Here is a 17,364-nt window from a genome sequence, read left to right as displayed (position 1 = left end):
CCAGGGGTGCCGCACGGGCGCCGGCCGGCCCGGATGAGGGACCGTCGGGCCAGCCCGGATAAAGGGTAGGCGTCGCAGCTATTGGTCCCGGCCGCGCCGCCGCCCGTTTGGAAGACGATCGCTCCGGTTTGGGAGTTTTCGGCCGGTACGCGGCGTCCGATTTCTCCCAATCCGGAGCGATTGCGCCGCGGCCCGGCTTCCTCAACCCCGGATTTCCTTCACTTCGGGACTTCACTGCCAGTTCGTGCTTATCCTGCGCGGCGCCGTGGCAGGAAAGTCCCGAACTGGAAGGAATGTCCCAAAACGGAGGGGCATCCTGGTCTAGCGGAGATCCCGCACGGCCCCGCACCCCGTACGGCCCCGCACCTCCCCGCACCCCGCACCGGCCCAGCCCACCGCACCGGCCCAGCCCCGCCGGTAACGGTTTGGGCAGGAAGCTTAGCAATATGGGACACTAAGTCCGTCTGCCTGCCGTTCTGCTGCCGCCGTGCGACTGGACACCGCACATCACGGGCGCTGGAGAACCGGCACAGCCATTTGGGGAACGCAACAGGGGGATCCACGTGTCAGCTTTGAGGGGGGCTCTGCCTGCGCGTCTGCGTGCGCGCCGAAAAGCCATCTCTGCCGGCTCCGCCGTGGCTGCCGCAGGCGCACTCGTCGCCACGGCCATCCTGTATCCCGGGTTCGCCAGTGCAGACGTGGACCTGAACGACGGCGGCGTCTGGGTCACGAACCAGACCCAGGGCATGGTGGGGCACCTGAACTATCCCTCCCGGATGCTTGACGGCGCTTATGCGGCCAACAGCGACCGGTTCGACATCACCCAGCATGAGGGCACTGTCTTCCACGCCAATACCGACCAGTCCAAAGTTTCGCCCGTGGATGTCGCCAACGTATCCCGCGGCACCGAAGTGCAGCTCCCGGCGTCGGCTGTGCTCAGCCAGGGCGGAACCGCCGTGGCCATCACCGACCCCGCCGGCGGCAACGTCTGGTTGACCAGCACCGGCTCCCTGCCGTTCTTCAGCGACACCGAGCTGGAGCCCGCACTTGAAAACTCACCAGGCGCCGCAGCCGATGTTGCACCGGACGGCACCGCAGTGATCGCAGACCCCCGCGGCGGCCGGATCCACACCTACCAGGTGGCCCCGGACGGCAGCTACGGCGAACCGCAGACCACCGAGTCCGAAGAGCTGACGGGATTCGGTGACGTGCAGGTCGCCGCCGTGGGCAGCAAGCCGGTGGTGTTCGACGCCGAGTCGGGCACCATGGTGCTGCCCGGCGGACGCACCGTGACGTTCGAGGACACCCGCGGCGCCCAGCTCCAGGACTCCGGACCGGACGCCGGTTTTGTGGCACTGGCAACGGCGACTTCCCTGATCGAGCAGCCGCTGAACGGTTCCGACGCCACTGTCACCGAGATCGGCAGCAGCGGCACCCCGGCTCCGCCGGTGCTGGTGGACGGCTGCGTGCACGCCGCCTGGGCCGGTGCCGGAACCTACCTGCGCAACTGTGCGGATGAATCCGAGAATCTCCGCGAAGAGATCCAGGGCATCGGCGCGTCCTCCGACCTGGTGTTCCGCGTGAACCGCTCTGTTGTGGTCCTCAACGACATCAACGGCGGCAACGTGTGGCTGGTGCTGGAAAACATGCAGCTGGTGGACAACTGGGGGGATGTGATTCCGCCCAAGCAGGACTCCAGCGATGACGAAGAGGAATCCGCCAGCGAGAACCCAGTCAACACCCTGCCGGACCGCACGGGGGAGAACCGCCCGCCGGTTGCCTCCGATGACCGCTTTGGGGTCCGCGCCGGACGCACCACCATCCTGAACGTCCTGGACAATGACACCGATCCCGACGGCGACCTGCTCACCGTCCAGCCCACGGGGGAACAGCCCGCAGCCGGAACGGTCCAGGAAATCTACAACGGCGCCGGCCTGCAGATCGTGGTGCCGGCCGAGGCAACGGGAACCAGCACCTTCAGCTACGAAGTCCGCGACGGACGCGGCGGCACTGCGTCGGCCACCGCTATCGTCCAGGTGCGGGCCGCGGGGGAGAACGCCCCGCCCGAACCCCGCCGTTCCACCCGGATCCTGGTGGAACAGGGCCAGACTGTCAGCCAGAACATCCTTAACGACTGGATGGATCCCGACGGCGATGACCTGGTTCTGCTCTCCGCGGAGCCAACTGCCGACGGCGACCAGGTGCGAACCCGCTCGGACGGGCTGCTGACGTTCCGGGACATCGGCAAAACCCAGGGCGTCAAGGACGTGGCCGTCACCGTTTCCGACGGCACCGAGACCGCCGCCGGCACCGTCACGTTCGACGTCCGCCCGGCCGGTGTGCTGCCGCCGGTCACCAACTTTGACCACTTCACGGCCACGGTCGGAGAAGCGGTGACGCTTTATCCGCTGCAGAATGACCTGGACCCTGCCGGCGGCCAGCTCAGCCTCGCCCGCGTGGACCCGGAGGACGACGACGGCTCCGAACTCGTCCCCAACTACGAAACCGGCGCCGTGTCCTTCACCCCGGCAGCGGCGTCGACCTATTACCTCGAATACCTGGTGACCAACGGCCCGCAGAGTGCCGCCGGCCTGATCCGGGTGGACGCCGCCGAATCCGGACGGCAGGGCGCACCCGTAGCCGTCCGCGACGTCGCCCTCCTGCCGCGCGGTGGCAGCGTGCTGGTGGACGTACTGGGCAATGACACCGACCCCACCGGCGGAGTGCTGGTGGTCCAGTCGGTCAACGCCGGGGCCAGCTCACCGCTGGACGTGGAAGTGCTGGACCACAACATCCTGCAGATCCATGATGTGCGCGGCATACAGCAGCAGGGCGCCATCCGCTACACCGTTTCCAACGGCACGGCCAGCGCGAGCGGTGAGGTCAGCGTGCTGCCCGTGGAACCGCCGGAAACCCTGCTGCCGCCCTCAGCCGCGGCCGACACCGCCACCGTCCGGGTGGGCGACGTCGTGGATATCCCGGTCCTTGAGAATGACACCTCACCCACCGGCGATGAACTGACGCTGAATCCGGTGCCGGCGCAGGACGTCGATCCGGCCGACGGGCAGCTGTTTGTCTCTGAAAACACGCTCCGCTTCGTCGCCGGCGACACCGCCAAAACCGTCTACGCCATCTACGAGGTCCGAGACTCCACCGGCCAGAGCGACTCGGCGCAGGTGCGGATCATCATCCGGCCCCGCGATGACGAGAAGAACACCCCGCCGGTTCCCCGCAACCTGGAGGGCCGCGCGATCGCCGGAACCACCGTGCGGATTCCGGTGCCGCTGAACGGTCTCGACGCGGACGGAGACTCGGTGTTCCTGGACGGCATCGCCGCCGCCCCGGCCCAGGGTGCTGCCGTTCCCGGCCCCGACTACATCGATTACACCGCCTCCGCCACCGGCGCAGGAACCGACTCCTTCACCTATACGGTTCGGGACCGGCTGGGTCTGGTGAACACCGGCACCGTGCGGGTGGGAATTGCTCCGGCCGCCGAGGCGAACCAGAAACCCGTGGCAGTGAACGACGCCGTGAGCGTGCGTCCGGGACGCGAGGTCGCCGTGCCGGTCCTGGCGAACGATTCAGACCCCGACGGCGATCCGATCTCCCTGGACCCGGACGGCGTGACCAGCCAGGAACCGTCCATGGACGCCCGAGCTGACGGGCCGCGGGTGCGCTTCACCGTGCCCGCGGAAGCCGGGACCTACAACGTTCGCTATTCGGTGAAGGACAACCGGGGCGGCGCCGCGAACGGCAACGTCGCCGTCGTCTCCGATCCGAATTCCGAGCTGCTGGCACCGATCGCCCGGGATGACCGGGTTGAGGTCTCCGAGATCCGCGGCCGCACAGCAGTGGATGCTGCAGTACTGGAGAACGACGAGGATCCCGACGGCGTCGCAGAGGATCTGCAGGTCTCCGTGGACCCCTCCCGCATCACTGCCTCTGTTGTGGGAGACAAAGTGCGGGTGGAACTGACCGACGAAGCACAGGCCATTCCCTACACGGTTGAGGACATGGACGGAGGAACGGCCACCGCCGTGCTCTGGGTGCCGGGCCTGAGCGCCCAGTACCCAACACTGCTCAGCAGCGCCGTCCAGGAAATCCAGGCGGGGGACACCCTGGACCTGGAGCTGGGGGAGCTGGTGGAAGTGCGTGAGGGCAGGACGCCGCGGATTACCGAGACGGCGAAGGTGAGCGCCATCGGCTCGTCCAACCGGGACACCTGGGTCGCGGATGAAGACACTCTCGCCTACACCGCCGACGAGGACTACGCCGGCCTGGGCTCGATCACGTTCGAGGTAACCGACGGGTCCGGCCCCGACGATCCCGACGGCCTCAAGGCGACCCTCACCGTCCTGGTCAACGTGAGCCCGCAGCCGGAACAGAACCTTCTCCCGGCCATGAGCCCCGGGTCGCTCGAGGCCGCCAAGGGTGAAGACGCGGTGACGCTTGACCTGGCGCCGCTGGCTGCCGACCCCAATCCGGAGGACGCCGGACGCCTCAGCTTCGCGCTGGCCGGACCGGTCCCGGAAGGGTTCGAAGCCAGCCTCTCCGGCACCGTCCTGGAGGTCTCCGCTGCCGACGACGCCGCCGTCGGCACCCTGGGCCAGCTGGCCGTCACCGTCACGGACGGCCGCAGCGACCCGGTGCCCGGGCGCGTTGATCTCACAGTCCTCGCGTCCACCCGCCCGCTGCCGGTCGCCGCGGACGATTCAGTGGACGACGCCGTCCAGGGCCGTCCGGTCACTGTTGACGTGCTGGCCAATGACGACAACCCGTTCCCGGACACGCCGCTGCGGATCCTGGAAGCCACCGCTGAGGGCAACGGCACCGCAGAAGTTCAGGGCGACTCGATTGTGGTCACGCCCGACGCCGAGTTTGTGGGCAGCATGAGCGTGCAGTACCGGGTGGAGGACAAGACGGGCCAGGCAGACCGCCAGGCTTCGGCGCAGGTCCGGCTCTCCGTGCAGGGCCGCCCGGACGCGCCGTCCACCCCGGTGGTCGAAAGCACCCGCAGCCGCACGGTGGTGCTGGCCTGGGACCCGCCCGCCGCCAACGGATCGCCGATCACCGGCTACACGGTCACCGGATCCAGCGGCTTTAGCCAGGAATGCCCGGCCACTACCTGCACCCTTACCGGACTGACGAACAATGTCGAGTACACGTTCGCCGTCACGGCCACGAACGCCAACGGCACCTCTGACCCGTCCCCGCAGTCCGCGGCCGCCCGGCCGGACACCCAGCCGGCGCAGCCCGCGCCGCCGAACCTGGCCTTCGGCGACCGGCAGCTGGACATTACCTGGACCGCGCCGGAAAACGACGGCTCACCGATCGAGACCTACGACCTGCAGATCTCCCCGGCACCTCCCGGCGGAGCTGCGCAGAAGAGCGTCCCGGCGTCGATGAACCGCACCACCTGGACCGGACTCGCCAACGGCACCAGCTACCGGGTCCGGGTGCAGGCGCGCAACGCCGCCCCGGAACCGTCCGGCTTCAGTGACTACTCCTCACCGGAAATCCCCGCCGGAGTGCCGGAAGCACCCGGGACGCCCACCACCGCCAAGGCGAACTCGGTGGGCGTCCAGAGCCAGCTCACCGTGGACTGGACCGACGCGGCGCCTAACGGAGCAGAGGTCACCAGATACCAGCTGCGCGAATACCGCGGGTCCACCCTGGTCCGCACCCATGATGCGGGCAAGCCCTCCAACATGACGGTCCGCGTGGATAACTCCGAACAGGACTATTCCTATTCGGCCCGTGCCTACAACAAGGCAGGCTGGAGCGATTGGGGGCCAGTGTCCGCGCCGCGCCGCGCCGTCGGTGTTCCGGATGCCCCCGCAGCACCGTCCCTGTCCGCGTCGCGCACCGGCGCCGAGGGCCGGGCCGTCACCATCTCCTTCACGCCGCTCTCCGCCAGCGCGCGCAACGGTGCCCGGGCGGAGGAGATCAGCTACCGTGCCAGTTTCAGCGACGGACGGTCCATGACAGTCAGCAGCGGCCAGGAAATCACCGGCTTCACCAACGGTGCCGGCATCACCGCCCAGCTCACGGCAGTGGTTAATTCCGACGGCTCCGCCTATGACAGCCCGCCCTCTGCCGCGTCGCCGGCCGTGAGCGTGTTCGGCAGCCCCGGTACGCCGTCGGCGTCGGGTTCCAACGGCGGGCAGGGCAGCCGCAGCGCCACACTGAGCTGGTCGCCGCCGGACCAGAATGCGCACGACGTCGCGCAGGTCCAGATCTCGATCAACGGCGGGGGCTGGGAGAACGTTGGCGTCTCCGGCAGCCGCAGCGTCGGCAACGGGTACGACCAGTCGCACAGCATCCGCGTGCGGGTGCTGAACTCGCAGGGAACACCCGGCGCTGAGGCCACAGCCTCCGCGCGAACAGGTGCCGAGCCGCCGCCGGCCACCTGGACCCTGACGGTGGGCAACCAGCTCTCCAGCGGGGACCGCCGCACCTGCATGGACCCGGTGGGCTCCACCAACTTCACCGACCCCGGCTGCCGTGGCGGCCACTGGGCCTACATCGGGGACCGCATAGATACCCGCTGCTACATCGCGCGCGGCGGCGGATCCATCTGGTACCGGCAGCACTCCGGCCGGCCGGAGAACGACGGCCTGCACATCAAGGGCACCCACACCAGCTTCGGCAACAACCCGCCCGGCGGGATGGGCCGATGCTGAACCAGCTTCGACGCACTTCATCCGCACCATCTAGGGGAACACCACCATGTCCATGACCGAAGAACAGGCCGCCTGGTTCGCTGAGACCTTCGCCCAGCTGGTCACCAACGTGGGCAAGGCCGTCCTGGGCAAGCCCCAGGCCGTGCGGCTGATCCTCACGTCCATGCTGGCCGAGGGCCACGTGCTGCTTGAAGACGCCCCCGGCACCGGCAAGACCATGCTGGCCCGCGCCCTGGCCGCCACCGTGCAGGGAACCACCTCGCGCATCCAGTTCACCCCGGACCTGCTGCCCTCGGACGTCACCGGCATCACCATCTATGACCAGAAGACCCAGGCCTTCGAATTCCACCGCGGCCCGATCTTCGCGAACGTGGTGCTGGCCGATGAAATCAACCGTGCCTCCCCGAAGACCCAGTCCGCACTGCTGGAAGTCATGGAAGAATCCCGTGTGACCGTGGATGGCACCACGTACACCCAGGAACGCCCGTTTATGGTCATTGCCACCCAGAACCCGATCGAGCAGGCCGGCACCTACCGGCTGCCCGAGGCGCAGCTGGACCGGTTCCTGATCAAGACCTCCATGGGCTACCCTGACCACTCCGCGACCGTGGAGCTGCTGGCCGGATCAGCCACCCGGGACCGGTCGGCGGCACTGACCGCCGTGATCACATCCGAGGCGGTGCGGGACATGGCAGACCTCGCCGCCGCCGTCCATACCGACACCTCGGTGCTGGAGTACATTGCCCACCTGACCGCAGCCACCCGGGAGGCCCCCGAAACCCGGCTCGGCGTCAGCGTCCGCGGCGCCCTGGCCATGGTCCGGGCCGCGAAGGTCTGGGCAGCGTCCGAGGGCCGGAATTACGTCCTGCCCGACGACGTGCTGACGCTCGCCCCCAGCGTGTTCACCCACCGGCTGGTCATGGATCCGGAAGCCGAATTCTCCGGCGCCACCGCCTCCGCCGTACTGGACCAGGTGCTGGCTTCCACCGCAGCGCCGCAGCAGCGCGTGAACACCTAGGACCGCGCCCGTGCCCGGTTTTCCCCGAATACCCGCTGCCTACCGCCGTGTCCCGGCGGCAGCGTTTAATGCCGTCACTCCGCTCGGCTGGACCGTGGCAGCGCTGGCCGGTGTGTGCTGGCTGGCCGGGGGAGTGCTGGGCTGGCGCGAGGCGCTGATCGCCGGGCTGACGCTCACGCTGGTGCTCGCAGCCGCCGTCGTGTTCATTCTGGGCCGCCAGGCCTACGCCGTCCACCTGGATCTCAGCCGCACCCGGGTCGCCGTGGGAGACGACGCCGTCGGGTCCCTGACTGTGCGCAACCCGGGCGCCCGTTTGCTGCTGCCGGCGCTGCTGGAACTTCCGGTGGGAGCTGCCACCGCTGTCTTTGAACTGCCGCGCATGGCTCCCGGGACGGAACACGAGGAGCTGTTCCGCATCCCCACGCAGAAGCGCGCCGTGATTGTGGTGGGCCCGGTCGAATCGGTGCGCCGGGATCCCTTCGGGCTGCTGGGCCGCCGGCTTCGGTGGACGGACCCAGTGGACCTGTTTGTGCACCCGCGGACCGTGAACCTGCAGGGCTCGGCCACCGGGTTCATCAAGGACCTTGAGGGACTGCCCACCCGGGACCTCAGCACCGCTGACGTGTCCTTCCATGCGCTGCGCGAATACGTGCCCGGCGATGACCGGCGGCACATCCACTGGAAGACCAGCGCCCGGACCGGAACGCTGATGGTCCGCCAGTTTGAGGAAACCCGCCGATCACACCTGGCCGTGGCCCTGTCCACCCGGCGGTCCGACTACCTCAGCGATGCGGATTTTGAACTGGCCGTCTCAGCCGCCGGATCGCTGGGCCTGCAGGCGCTGCGGGAACAGCGGGACCTGAGCATGCTGACCCAGGACGGCGTGCTGCGCAGCGGCAGCGGAACCATCCTGCTGGACGGTCTGACCCGGGTGGAAAACGCCGACCGGCGCGAAGGCACCCGGGACCTGGCAGCGCTCACCGCTGACACCGTGCCCAACGCCTCCGTGGTCATCCTGGTCACAGGTTCGGTGCCGGGCGCTGCTGAACTGCGCACCGCGGCAGCAGCGATTCCTCCGGGTATCCGCACCCTCGCGGTCCGCTGCGCCGAAGGCGAACCTGCCGGCCGGCGGGACATCGCAGACCTGACCGTGCTGACCTGCGGCAGCCTGGATGACCTGCCCGCGCTGATCCGGAAGGGAACAGCGTGAGCACCCAGACACCGCTTCGCCCCCGGGAACGGAACCGGACGCCCGGCACCCGACCCGCGGGACTCAGCCCGGTAATGCTGCAGCGTCTACTGGAAGCTGCGGCGCTGGCCGTCCTGCTGAGCGCCGGTGTGCTGGGATTCGGCCCGGGGTTTGGCGGAGACCCCCGTTACCTGGCCGCAGGCCTGGGCGGTGTGATCCTGGGACTGCTCCTGGCCGGAGCCGCCGCCGCGCGCCGCTGGGGTCTGTGGACCACCGCCGGTGCAACAACCGGCACCTACCTTCTCCTGGGCTCCGTTCTGGCTGCCCCCGTGGAAGCCGCCGGAGGGGTGCTGCCAACCTTGTCCTCCCTGCGCGTTCTGGTGCTGGGGGTGGTCTTCGCCTGGAAGGACCTGCTGACGGTTGCCCCGCCCGTGGGTACCGCCGGCGGCATGCTGGTGGTTCCCTTCCTGCTCAGCCTGCTGGCCGGACTCGCCGCGGGCCTGCTCTGCTGGCGGGCGCGCGGAGCGTACTGGCCGGCGCTGCCGGTGCTGGTGCTCTTCGCGGCGGGCATCGCCTTTGGCACCAAGGACGTGCCGCTGCCCGGTCTGCGTGCCCTGCTGCTGGCAGGCGGACTGCTGGTGTTCCTTTCCTACCGGCGGAACCAGGCACAGTCACTTTCCGCGGCGCCCCAGGCTGCGCTGAGCTCGGCACCGGCCAGGGCAGCCCGTCTGCGCCGCCGGCTCTACGGAGGTGCCGTCGTCGCTGCGGCCGCGGCCCTGTCCCTGGCGGCGTCCCCGCTGCTGGGCGCGGACGTGGAGCGCAAGGTGCTCCGCGACGCCGTCGAGCCTCCCGTGGACCTGTTCAACTTTCCCAGCCCGCTCACCGACTTCCGGCGCTACGTAAAGGACAACGCGGACACCACGCTGTTCACGGTCCAGGGGCTGCCGGAAGGCCAGCGCGTCCGCCTCGCAGCGATGGACGCCTATGACGGGGTGGTCTACAACGTCAGTGGCCAGGCCTCCGGCGGGTTCGCCAGGGTAGGCGACGCGGGAGCGCTCGGACCGGACACGGAGCGCGGAACGGAGGCAACACTTCGGTTCGAGATCCGGGACTACAGCGGTGCCTGGCTGCCCTCCGGCGGTGAGGTCCGTGCGCTCCGCCCGGCAGGGGAGCGCGCCCGGGAGATCGCCGGCGGGCTCTATCACGACGCCGGCAGCGGCACGCTGCTCTCCGCCGCGGGCATCCGCCCGGGGGACAGTTATGAAACAGCCGTCGTCTTCCCCGATGAGTACGACGACGCGCAGCTGGCCCAGTACGGCTTCGCCCAGACCGCAATGCCGCGGCTGCAGCAGGACCCGCCGATCATCGGGGCCAGGGCCGCCGAGTTCGCCGGAGAGGAAACCACCCCTATCCAGCGGGTCCGGAAGCTGCAGCAGATCCTGGCCACCGAAGGCTACTTCAGCAACGGCAAGGACGGGCAGACGCCATCCATGCCCGGCCACGGTGCCGCCCGCATGGTCAGCCTGCTCGACGCCGAGCAGATGGTGGGCGATGACGAACAGTATGCGGTGGCGATGGCCCTGATGGCCCGGAAGCTGGGAATCCCGGCACGCGTGGTGATGGGGTTTTATCCGGACTGGGATGAGCTGGGAGGAGCGCCGGGGAAGATCGATATCACCGGTGACGACGTCCACGCCTGGGTGGAGGTTGAGTTTGAACGTGTTGGCTGGGTGCCATTCTTCCCCACCCCGGATGAGGACAACGAACCCGTTCCTCCGCAGCAGCAACCCAAATCCACACCCAAGCCGCAGGTGCTCCAGCCGCCGCCACCGCCGCAGGAACCGGCGGAACTCCCGCCGGACACAGCAGCTGACCCGCAGGACGCTGAAGAGAAGGACGAAGACCTGTGGGAGAGTGTGTCAGGGTTCCTGCGCATTCTGGGGCTGGCGTCCCTCCCGCTGCTGGTCCTGTTCGGGCCGCTGCTGCTCATCCTGCTGCTCAAGCGCCGGCTGCGGAACAAGCGCCGGACGGCTGGAGGCACGGCGCAGCGGGTTGCCGGCGGCTGGCGCGAAGTCCTCGGCGCCGCAGCGGACCTGGGAGTTGCAGTCACCGGGCGGCGCACACGCCGCGAAGATGCTGCCGCCCTGGGTCGCGCCTTCCCCATCGGTGCCGAAGCCACGGCAGCGCTCGCCCGCCGTGCCGACGCCGGGATCTTCGGACCGGGTAATCCCACCGAAGAAGAGGTCCGCGGCTACTGGGAGGACGTTGAACGCGTCCGTCTCTCCCTGACCGGAACGGCAGGGTTCTGGCAGCGGCAGCGCGCCCGGTATTCACTGCGTTCACTGCGCCTCGAATCACGCCTCACAGCCCGCCCCGGCGGTGCCCGGTCCAGGACGGCGGGAATAACGCAGCGGGTACACCGTGCCGCTGCAAAAGTGACCCGCCGCACCGGCGCTGCTCAAGACACCCAAGGTCCGTTAGGGTAATGGAGAGAACAGGTAAGACAGATCACTACAGTGAGCAGCTTCCGGATAGGGCGTGAATGAACTCCGACGAAACGACATCTGAGCCCCTGGAACTGGAAGCGGTCTTTGGGTATGCCTCCGACCGCGGCCTGCGGCGGGAACTGAACGAAGACTCGCTGATTGCAGCGGATCCAGTCTTCGCCGTTGCAGACGGCATGGGCGGACATGAAGCCGGGGAGATCGCAAGCAGCATCTGCGTGCGCACCCTGGCCGATTCGCGGCTGGTCGGCGAACACCTGCCCGAGGTTCCGGCTGCCGAAATCGAGGAGCTGCTGGCCAAGGCAGACCGGCAGATCCGTGAAGCGACCGGCGGGCGCGCCGGCACCACCCTCACCGGTGCGGTGCTGGTGCAGGAAGAATCCCGCCCCTACTGGCTGGTCTTCAACGTGGGCGATTCACGGACGTACCGGCTGGCGCACGGTGCACTGGAACAGATCACCGTTGACCACAGCGAGGTGCAGGAACTGGTTGACCTGGGCCAGATCACCCCTGACGAGGCACTGGTCCATCCCCGCCGCCACGTGGTCACCCGCGCGCTGGGCACCGGGAATGACACCAACGCAGACTTCTGGCTGATTCCGGTGGAGCCCGGGGACCGGCTGATGGTCTGCTCTGACGGCCTCACGGGCGAGGTGAGCGACGGCCACATCTTCCAGATCCTCTCCTCCGTGCCCAACCCGCAGGATGCGTGCGCGGCACTTGTGCAGGCAGCCCTGCGCGCCGGCGGGCGGGACAACATCACGGTGCTGGTGATCGACGCCCACTCCGGTTCTGCCAACCCTGATTCCGGAGCCATTACTCTGCCCGGACTGGCCGCACAGGACAGCCCGGCCTCCGGCGGATCCGCGGACGCCACCGGAAACAACCCCGGACCCGACGCGGTGGGACCGGCAGAAAACGGACAGTGATCAGCTGATGGACGGACTGCGGTATCAGTCGGTTCCGGGAGCCGCCTGGCTGGTGCTGGTGCGTGGTCCCCGGGTGGTGCTTCTGCCGGCGGAGACCAGCCAGCAGCGGCTGGACGAGGTCTGGGCGTCGCTGCAGGGCAGCGCTTCGCTGGAGGACGTGTTCGACGCCGTCACCGGCGGGCTCGCCGGTTCACTGAGCGCGCTGCCGTCTTTCGGCCTGATTTCGGTCGACGGCCAGGTCAACGTGCTGCTGCGCGGAGACCTGGAGCTGGAAGTCGACGGTTCTCCGGCGGCGTCCGGACGGAACCTGCGGACCTGGAGCGAGCAGGTCTACCCTGCTTCCGGACGGCTTGTGCTGCGGTCTTCAGCCTCAGACAGGACTGCCGCCGGGCCGGTGCTCTTCCTGCGTGAGGGAATGGCGGCCGTCCAGGGCATCGAAATCACTCTCGGCGCTGTTGCCGGGCCCGGTACTGAATCCCGGCCCGCTCCTGCCGTGCGGTCTGCGCCGGCTGAACCGGCTGCCCCGGTAGTGCATGCCGAACCCGTAGACCGTGCGCATCCGGCTGAACCGGCTGAAGCTGAATCCCTTGAACCAGCTGTCGGGGAGGACGCACCTGCCGCCGTCTCCGGGCCTGACCTCAGTGCGGCAATACCCTGGCTGAACCTCACCCCGCCGCCGCTCTCACCTGAAACCGCGCTCCCGGAGGACGAGGAATCCCAGAGCGTTCCCGACAGCGGCGAGCCCACCGAAACCCTTCCCCCGGTGGACCATGACGGCAACACGGTCATGGGGTTCAGGCCCCAGCCCGGTACAGCGCTGCCCGGGACACCGCTTCCCGGTGCACCGGCACCCGATTCTGCGGCTCCGGCCGGCCCGGAAGACGACGACGGCGAAACCATCCGTTCCGCTCCGGCTCCCGGGGCCTCAGTTCCGGCCGCTGGACCAATTCCGGCCGCTGGACCAGTGCCGGCCACTGGTCCTGTTCCGGGCACGGACACCGGTCCCACCGTCCTGGCCCGCACCTGCCCGCAGGGCCACATCAACCCGCCCACCGCTTCCGCCTGCCGGTCCTGCGGGGCAGAATTGTCCGGGGAACCGCGTCCCGTATCCCGGCCGAGCCTGGGACTGATGCGGCTGTCCACCGGTGCAGTGTACGAACTGGACCGGAACATCGTGATCGGCCGCCAGCCCTCGGCGTCGCGTGTTGCCGGGGCTGCCCTGCCCCGGATGGTGCAAGTTCCCAGTGACAGCGGGGACATCTCCCGCTCCCACGCCGAGGTGCGGCTGGAAGGCTGGCACGTGATGCTCCGGGACCTGTTCTCGACGAACGGAACGGTGCTCATCCGCGAGGGTTCCCTGCCCCGGCGCCTGGCACAGGGCGAGGCGGCGATCCTGCTTGACGGGGACATCGCTGAGTTGGGCGACGGCGTGACGCTGCGGTTTGAAGGACTGGCATGAAAAAGCGGCCGCCCGCGCCGCCTCCCCGGATACCAGGGTTCAGCTTCCTGGAACATCTGGGCTCGGGCGGTTTCGCTGACGTCTATCTGTATGAACAGGACCGGCCCCGCCGCCGGGTAGCGGTGAAGGTGCTGCTCTCCGACCTGCGCGGGGAAGCCTCCCGGGCGAGCTTCGAAGCCGAGGCCAACCTTATGGCGCAGCTGTCCACCCACCCCTACATCGTCACGATTTATGAAGCGGACACCACCGCAGAGGGCCGGTCCTACCTGGCCATGGAGTACTGCTCCCGGCCCAGTCTTGACGCCCGGTACCGCCAGGGCGGCCTGCCGCTGGCGGAGGTGCTCGCCGTCGGGGTCCAGGTAGCCTCCGCCGTGGAGACTGCGCACCGGGCGGGAATCGCGCACCGCGACATCAAGCCCGCGAACATCCTTACCACGGACTACAACCGGCCTGCCCTGACGGACTTCGGGATCTCCGGCACCATGGACAGCGAGGAAGACGGCGACGTGGGGATGTCCATTCCGTGGTCGCCGCCCGAGGCACTTGGCGGTGCGCGGGTGGACGGCGTCCGTGCCGACGTCTACTCCCTGGGAGCCACGCTCTACACATTGCTCGCCGGGCGGTCGCCCTTTCTGCGTCCCGGCCGGAGCAACGCCCAGCGCGATCTGGTGGCGCGGATCATGTCCGAACAGCTCACGCCCACCGGCCGCAGCGACGTGCCGGAGTCACTGGAACTGGCACTGGCCACCGCGATGTCAAGGAGCCCCGAATCGCGGTACTCCTCTGCCTATGCATTCGCCCTGGCGCTGCAGCGGATCCAGGCCGAGCTGAATCTCTCCGTTACCGAGTTCGCGGTGCTTGATGAGGCCGGACGCCAGGAGGCAGCCCACGACGACGGCGACCGCACCCGGGTGCGCAGGATCGTCTCGATCGACCCGGCGGCGACAACGTTCCCGCCCACCCTCCGCAACGGGGGGAACCTGATGGGCGCTGCCCCCGCGGCCGCCGATCACACGGCGGAGGGGACGGTGCTGCGCGCCCAGGCGCCGATCAGGGAAGCCGGGCCGCTGCGTACCAAAGGCCAGGCCGGGCAGTCCGACGCCGGGCCGTCCACCGCGGCACCAGCTGACGGGAAAGCGTCAGCAGCACCGATTCCGGGGACGAACGTCTCCGCCGGAACACCGGCCGGCTCAGGGCAGAAGGCAACACAGCGCGGGCGCATCCTGGCAGGTGTTGCCGGCGCCGCCCTGGTGGCAGCCGCGGCCGCAGCACTGGTGCTGGCACCGGACCCGCCACCGCGTCAGGATGCATCGCCGCCGTCCCAGCCGCCGTCGAACGCACTGGGGGGCCTGGAAGGTTCCGTTGCTCCGCCGTCGGAGGTTTCCGGCGTGCACGAAGCCGGCGAAGCCGTGTTCACCTGGGAAAACCCCGAACCGCAGGCGGGCGACATCTACCTCTGGCGCAGCGTGACCGCCACGGCCAAAGGGGAGCTGGTGCGCACATCGCAGGCCGAGGCCGTCCTGCCGGCCGCGGGTGCACAGACCTGCATTGAGGTGCAGGTGGCACGCGCCAACGGGCGGGCCTCAGAACCTGTGGCCGTCTGTGCCGGATAGGCAGCCGCCGGTGTGAGGGAGCGCCGGGCACGGGAGTAAAGCAGGGATGGGACATAATGAGCCTCGGGGGAGCGCCGAGCGGTGCAGCCTGGGCAAGGTTCCGCGCGCAGTTGCGCCGGAGCCGCTACGAAGGAGAGGGATCTTGGGGGATCTGGCGATAGATTTCAGCGGGGAATGGTATGAGCCGGGAGACGGAACGGTGTTCCGGATTGGGCGCGAGGGGGACCTCGCCATCGACGACAATCCGTACCTGCACCGGCAATTCCTGACCATCTCGCAGGAACACGGAATCTGGTGGCTGACGAACATTGGCAGCCGGATCTCCGCGACCATTTCCGATTCAAAGGGCGGCATGCAGGCCTGGGTTGCCCCCGGAGCCCGCATACCGCTGGTCTTCGAGCAGACCCGGGTGGTATTCACCGCCGGACCGACGACCTACGAATTCGACGTGCATCTGAAGACGCCGGCGTTCCGCCCGGATCCGCTGGATGACTCAGGATCCGGGGAAACCACCATTGGGCCGGTAGTGTTCACCGAGTCGCAGCGGGCCGTCATCGTGGCGCTTGCCGAACCGATGCTGCGCCGTGACGGTACGGGCTACAGCGCCCTCCCCACATCAGCAGATGCTGCTGCACGGCTGGGTTGGTCGCAGACCAGGTTCAACCGCAAGCTGGACAACGTGTGCGACAAACTGGACCGGGTAGGAGTCGCCGGCCTGCGCGGCGGGCCCGGCAAACTGGCGGTCAACCGCAGGGCCCGGCTGGTAGAGCACGCGGTCACTTCCCAGCTGGTGACCGCCGCAGACCTGGTCCTGCTGGACCAGGTCTCCACAGACTCCGACGCCTGACGGGCGGATCTCGATTTGAAGCTAGGAACGAAGAGGTAATGGCAGCCAACCCGAATCTTGTGAACGCCACCGCCGGTCAGCGGCTGGCGGCCCGTGCCGTCGACAGCGTGCCGCTGCTGGCCCTGGTGCTGGTGGCGCTGCTGGTTCCGGGACAGCTGGCTCTGCTGCTGTGCGCCGTGGGCGCCGCGGGCTACCTCGCCTGGACCTGGCTCTGGGAAGCAGCCAGCGGACAGACTCCGGGAAACCGGGTGGTCGGCCTGCGGACCGTCAATGAAGACGGGTTCGCCCCTGGATTTGGGGCAGTCCTGGTGCGGAACCTTCTGCTGACTGTCTCCGCCGTGACAGTGGTGGGCCCCTGGATCCTGACGGTCACCAATCTCTTCGACCATCCCACCCGCCGGCAGGGCTGGCATGACAAGGCCGCCCGCACCCTGGTGGTGGACGTCCGGGCAGGCCGGGATCCTCTGACGACCGGTGGGCGCTGGGCGGGCGGCGCGGCTCCCGGGCAGGGACCCGCTGAACAGGCCCCGGCTGTCGAACCCGCTGCCGGATGGGTGCCGCGGTCCGCCGAACCGGCGCCTGCCGCGAAGCCGGCTGCGACGCCGCCGTCGGCCGCTCCGATCAGCAGCGTGCCCGGGGTGCGGACAGCAACCGCCGTCCAGCCTGCAGCAAACATGCCCCCGGCGGAAGATGAAGAGGACGCTGAGCTCACGCGCATCGTTTCCCGCGGCCAGGGGGCCGGCTGCCGCCTGGTGTTCGACGACGGCGCGGCCGTCCGCATTACCGGCACCGCGCTGCTGGGCCGCAACCCTGCCCCGGCTATTGGTGAGAAGGTCAACCAGCTTATCGACTTCGCAGATATGGGCCGGTCCGTGTCCAAGACGCACCTGCATCTGCAGGCAGACGGTTCAACCGGGCTCTGGATCACTGACCGGGACTCGACCAACGGCAGCTCCATCGTGGCTCCCGACGGCCGCCACGAAGCCCTCGCTGCGCACAGTCCCGTGCTCGCGCCGTCTGGCAGCACCGTCTACTTCGGGGACCGCCACTTCACCGTCGGCTGACCTAGGCGAGGCGCTCATCGAGATTACAGAAACTGCACGATACAGCGCTGTAACGTGC

At 68.8% G+C, this 17,364-nt stretch carries 9 protein-coding genes; all 9 read left to right on the top strand.

What is annotated here, in order from left to right; all coding sequences use genetic code 11:
- Positions 1-563: 563 nt before the first annotated feature.
- The 9 genes from ACWGQ2_RS00375 (at position 564) to ACWGQ2_RS00335 (ending at position 17,306) form a co-directional block, all read left to right on the top strand.
- A complete protein-coding gene (locus ACWGQ2_RS00375) occupies positions 564-6,683 on the top strand; it encodes an Ig-like domain-containing protein (RefSeq protein WP_452013105.1) in 6,120 nt (2,039 codons plus the stop codon).
- A gap of 46 nt (positions 6,684-6,729) precedes the next feature.
- The gene (locus ACWGQ2_RS00370) at positions 6,730-7,701 is read left to right on the top strand and encodes an AAA family ATPase (RefSeq protein ID WP_452013102.1); all 972 of its coding nucleotides are present in this window, start codon (positions 6,730-6,732) and stop codon (positions 7,699-7,701) included.
- A 10-nt stretch (positions 7,702-7,711) separates the two neighbouring features.
- A complete protein-coding gene (locus ACWGQ2_RS00365) occupies positions 7,712-8,911 on the top strand; it encodes a DUF58 domain-containing protein (protein WP_452013100.1) in 1,200 nt (399 codons plus the stop codon).
- On the top strand, positions 8,908-11,376 hold the full coding sequence (locus ACWGQ2_RS00360) for a transglutaminase-like domain-containing protein (protein ID WP_452013097.1): 2,469 nt from the start codon (positions 8,908-8,910) through the stop codon (positions 11,374-11,376). The genes ACWGQ2_RS00365 and ACWGQ2_RS00360 overlap by 4 nt, the downstream gene beginning before the upstream one ends.
- 56 nt (positions 11,377-11,432) lie before the next feature.
- Positions 11,433-12,323, top strand: a complete 891-nt coding sequence (locus tag ACWGQ2_RS00355) for a PP2C family protein-serine/threonine phosphatase (protein WP_452013095.1) — start codon at positions 11,433-11,435, stop codon at positions 12,321-12,323.
- A 7-nt stretch (positions 12,324-12,330) separates the two neighbouring features.
- The gene (locus ACWGQ2_RS00350) at positions 12,331-13,782 is read left to right on the top strand and encodes an FHA domain-containing protein (protein ID WP_452013093.1); all 1,452 of its coding nucleotides are present in this window, start codon (positions 12,331-12,333) and stop codon (positions 13,780-13,782) included.
- Positions 13,779-15,395 (top strand): serine/threonine-protein kinase, encoded by a 1,617-nt coding sequence (locus ACWGQ2_RS00345; protein WP_452013091.1) that lies wholly within the window; start codon positions 13,779-13,781, stop codon positions 15,393-15,395. Before ACWGQ2_RS00350 ends, ACWGQ2_RS00345 begins: the two co-directional genes overlap by 4 nt.
- A 142-nt stretch (positions 15,396-15,537) precedes the next feature.
- Positions 15,538-16,242 carry a hypothetical protein gene (locus ACWGQ2_RS00340; protein ID WP_452013089.1) on the top strand — a complete coding sequence of 235 codons (705 nt, stop codon included), beginning with the start codon at positions 15,538-15,540 and terminating at the stop codon, positions 16,240-16,242.
- A gap of 38 nt (positions 16,243-16,280) precedes the next feature.
- A complete protein-coding gene (locus ACWGQ2_RS00335; RefSeq protein WP_452013087.1) occupies positions 16,281-17,306 on the top strand; it encodes an RDD family protein in 1,026 nt (341 codons plus the stop codon).
- The last annotated feature ends 58 nt before the right edge of the window (positions 17,307-17,364 follow it).

The organism is Arthrobacter sp. NPDC055585, from assembly GCF_053619115.1.
The sequence above is the reverse complement of the archived record's forward strand: the minus strand, read 5'-3'. Positions and strand labels throughout refer to the sequence as shown.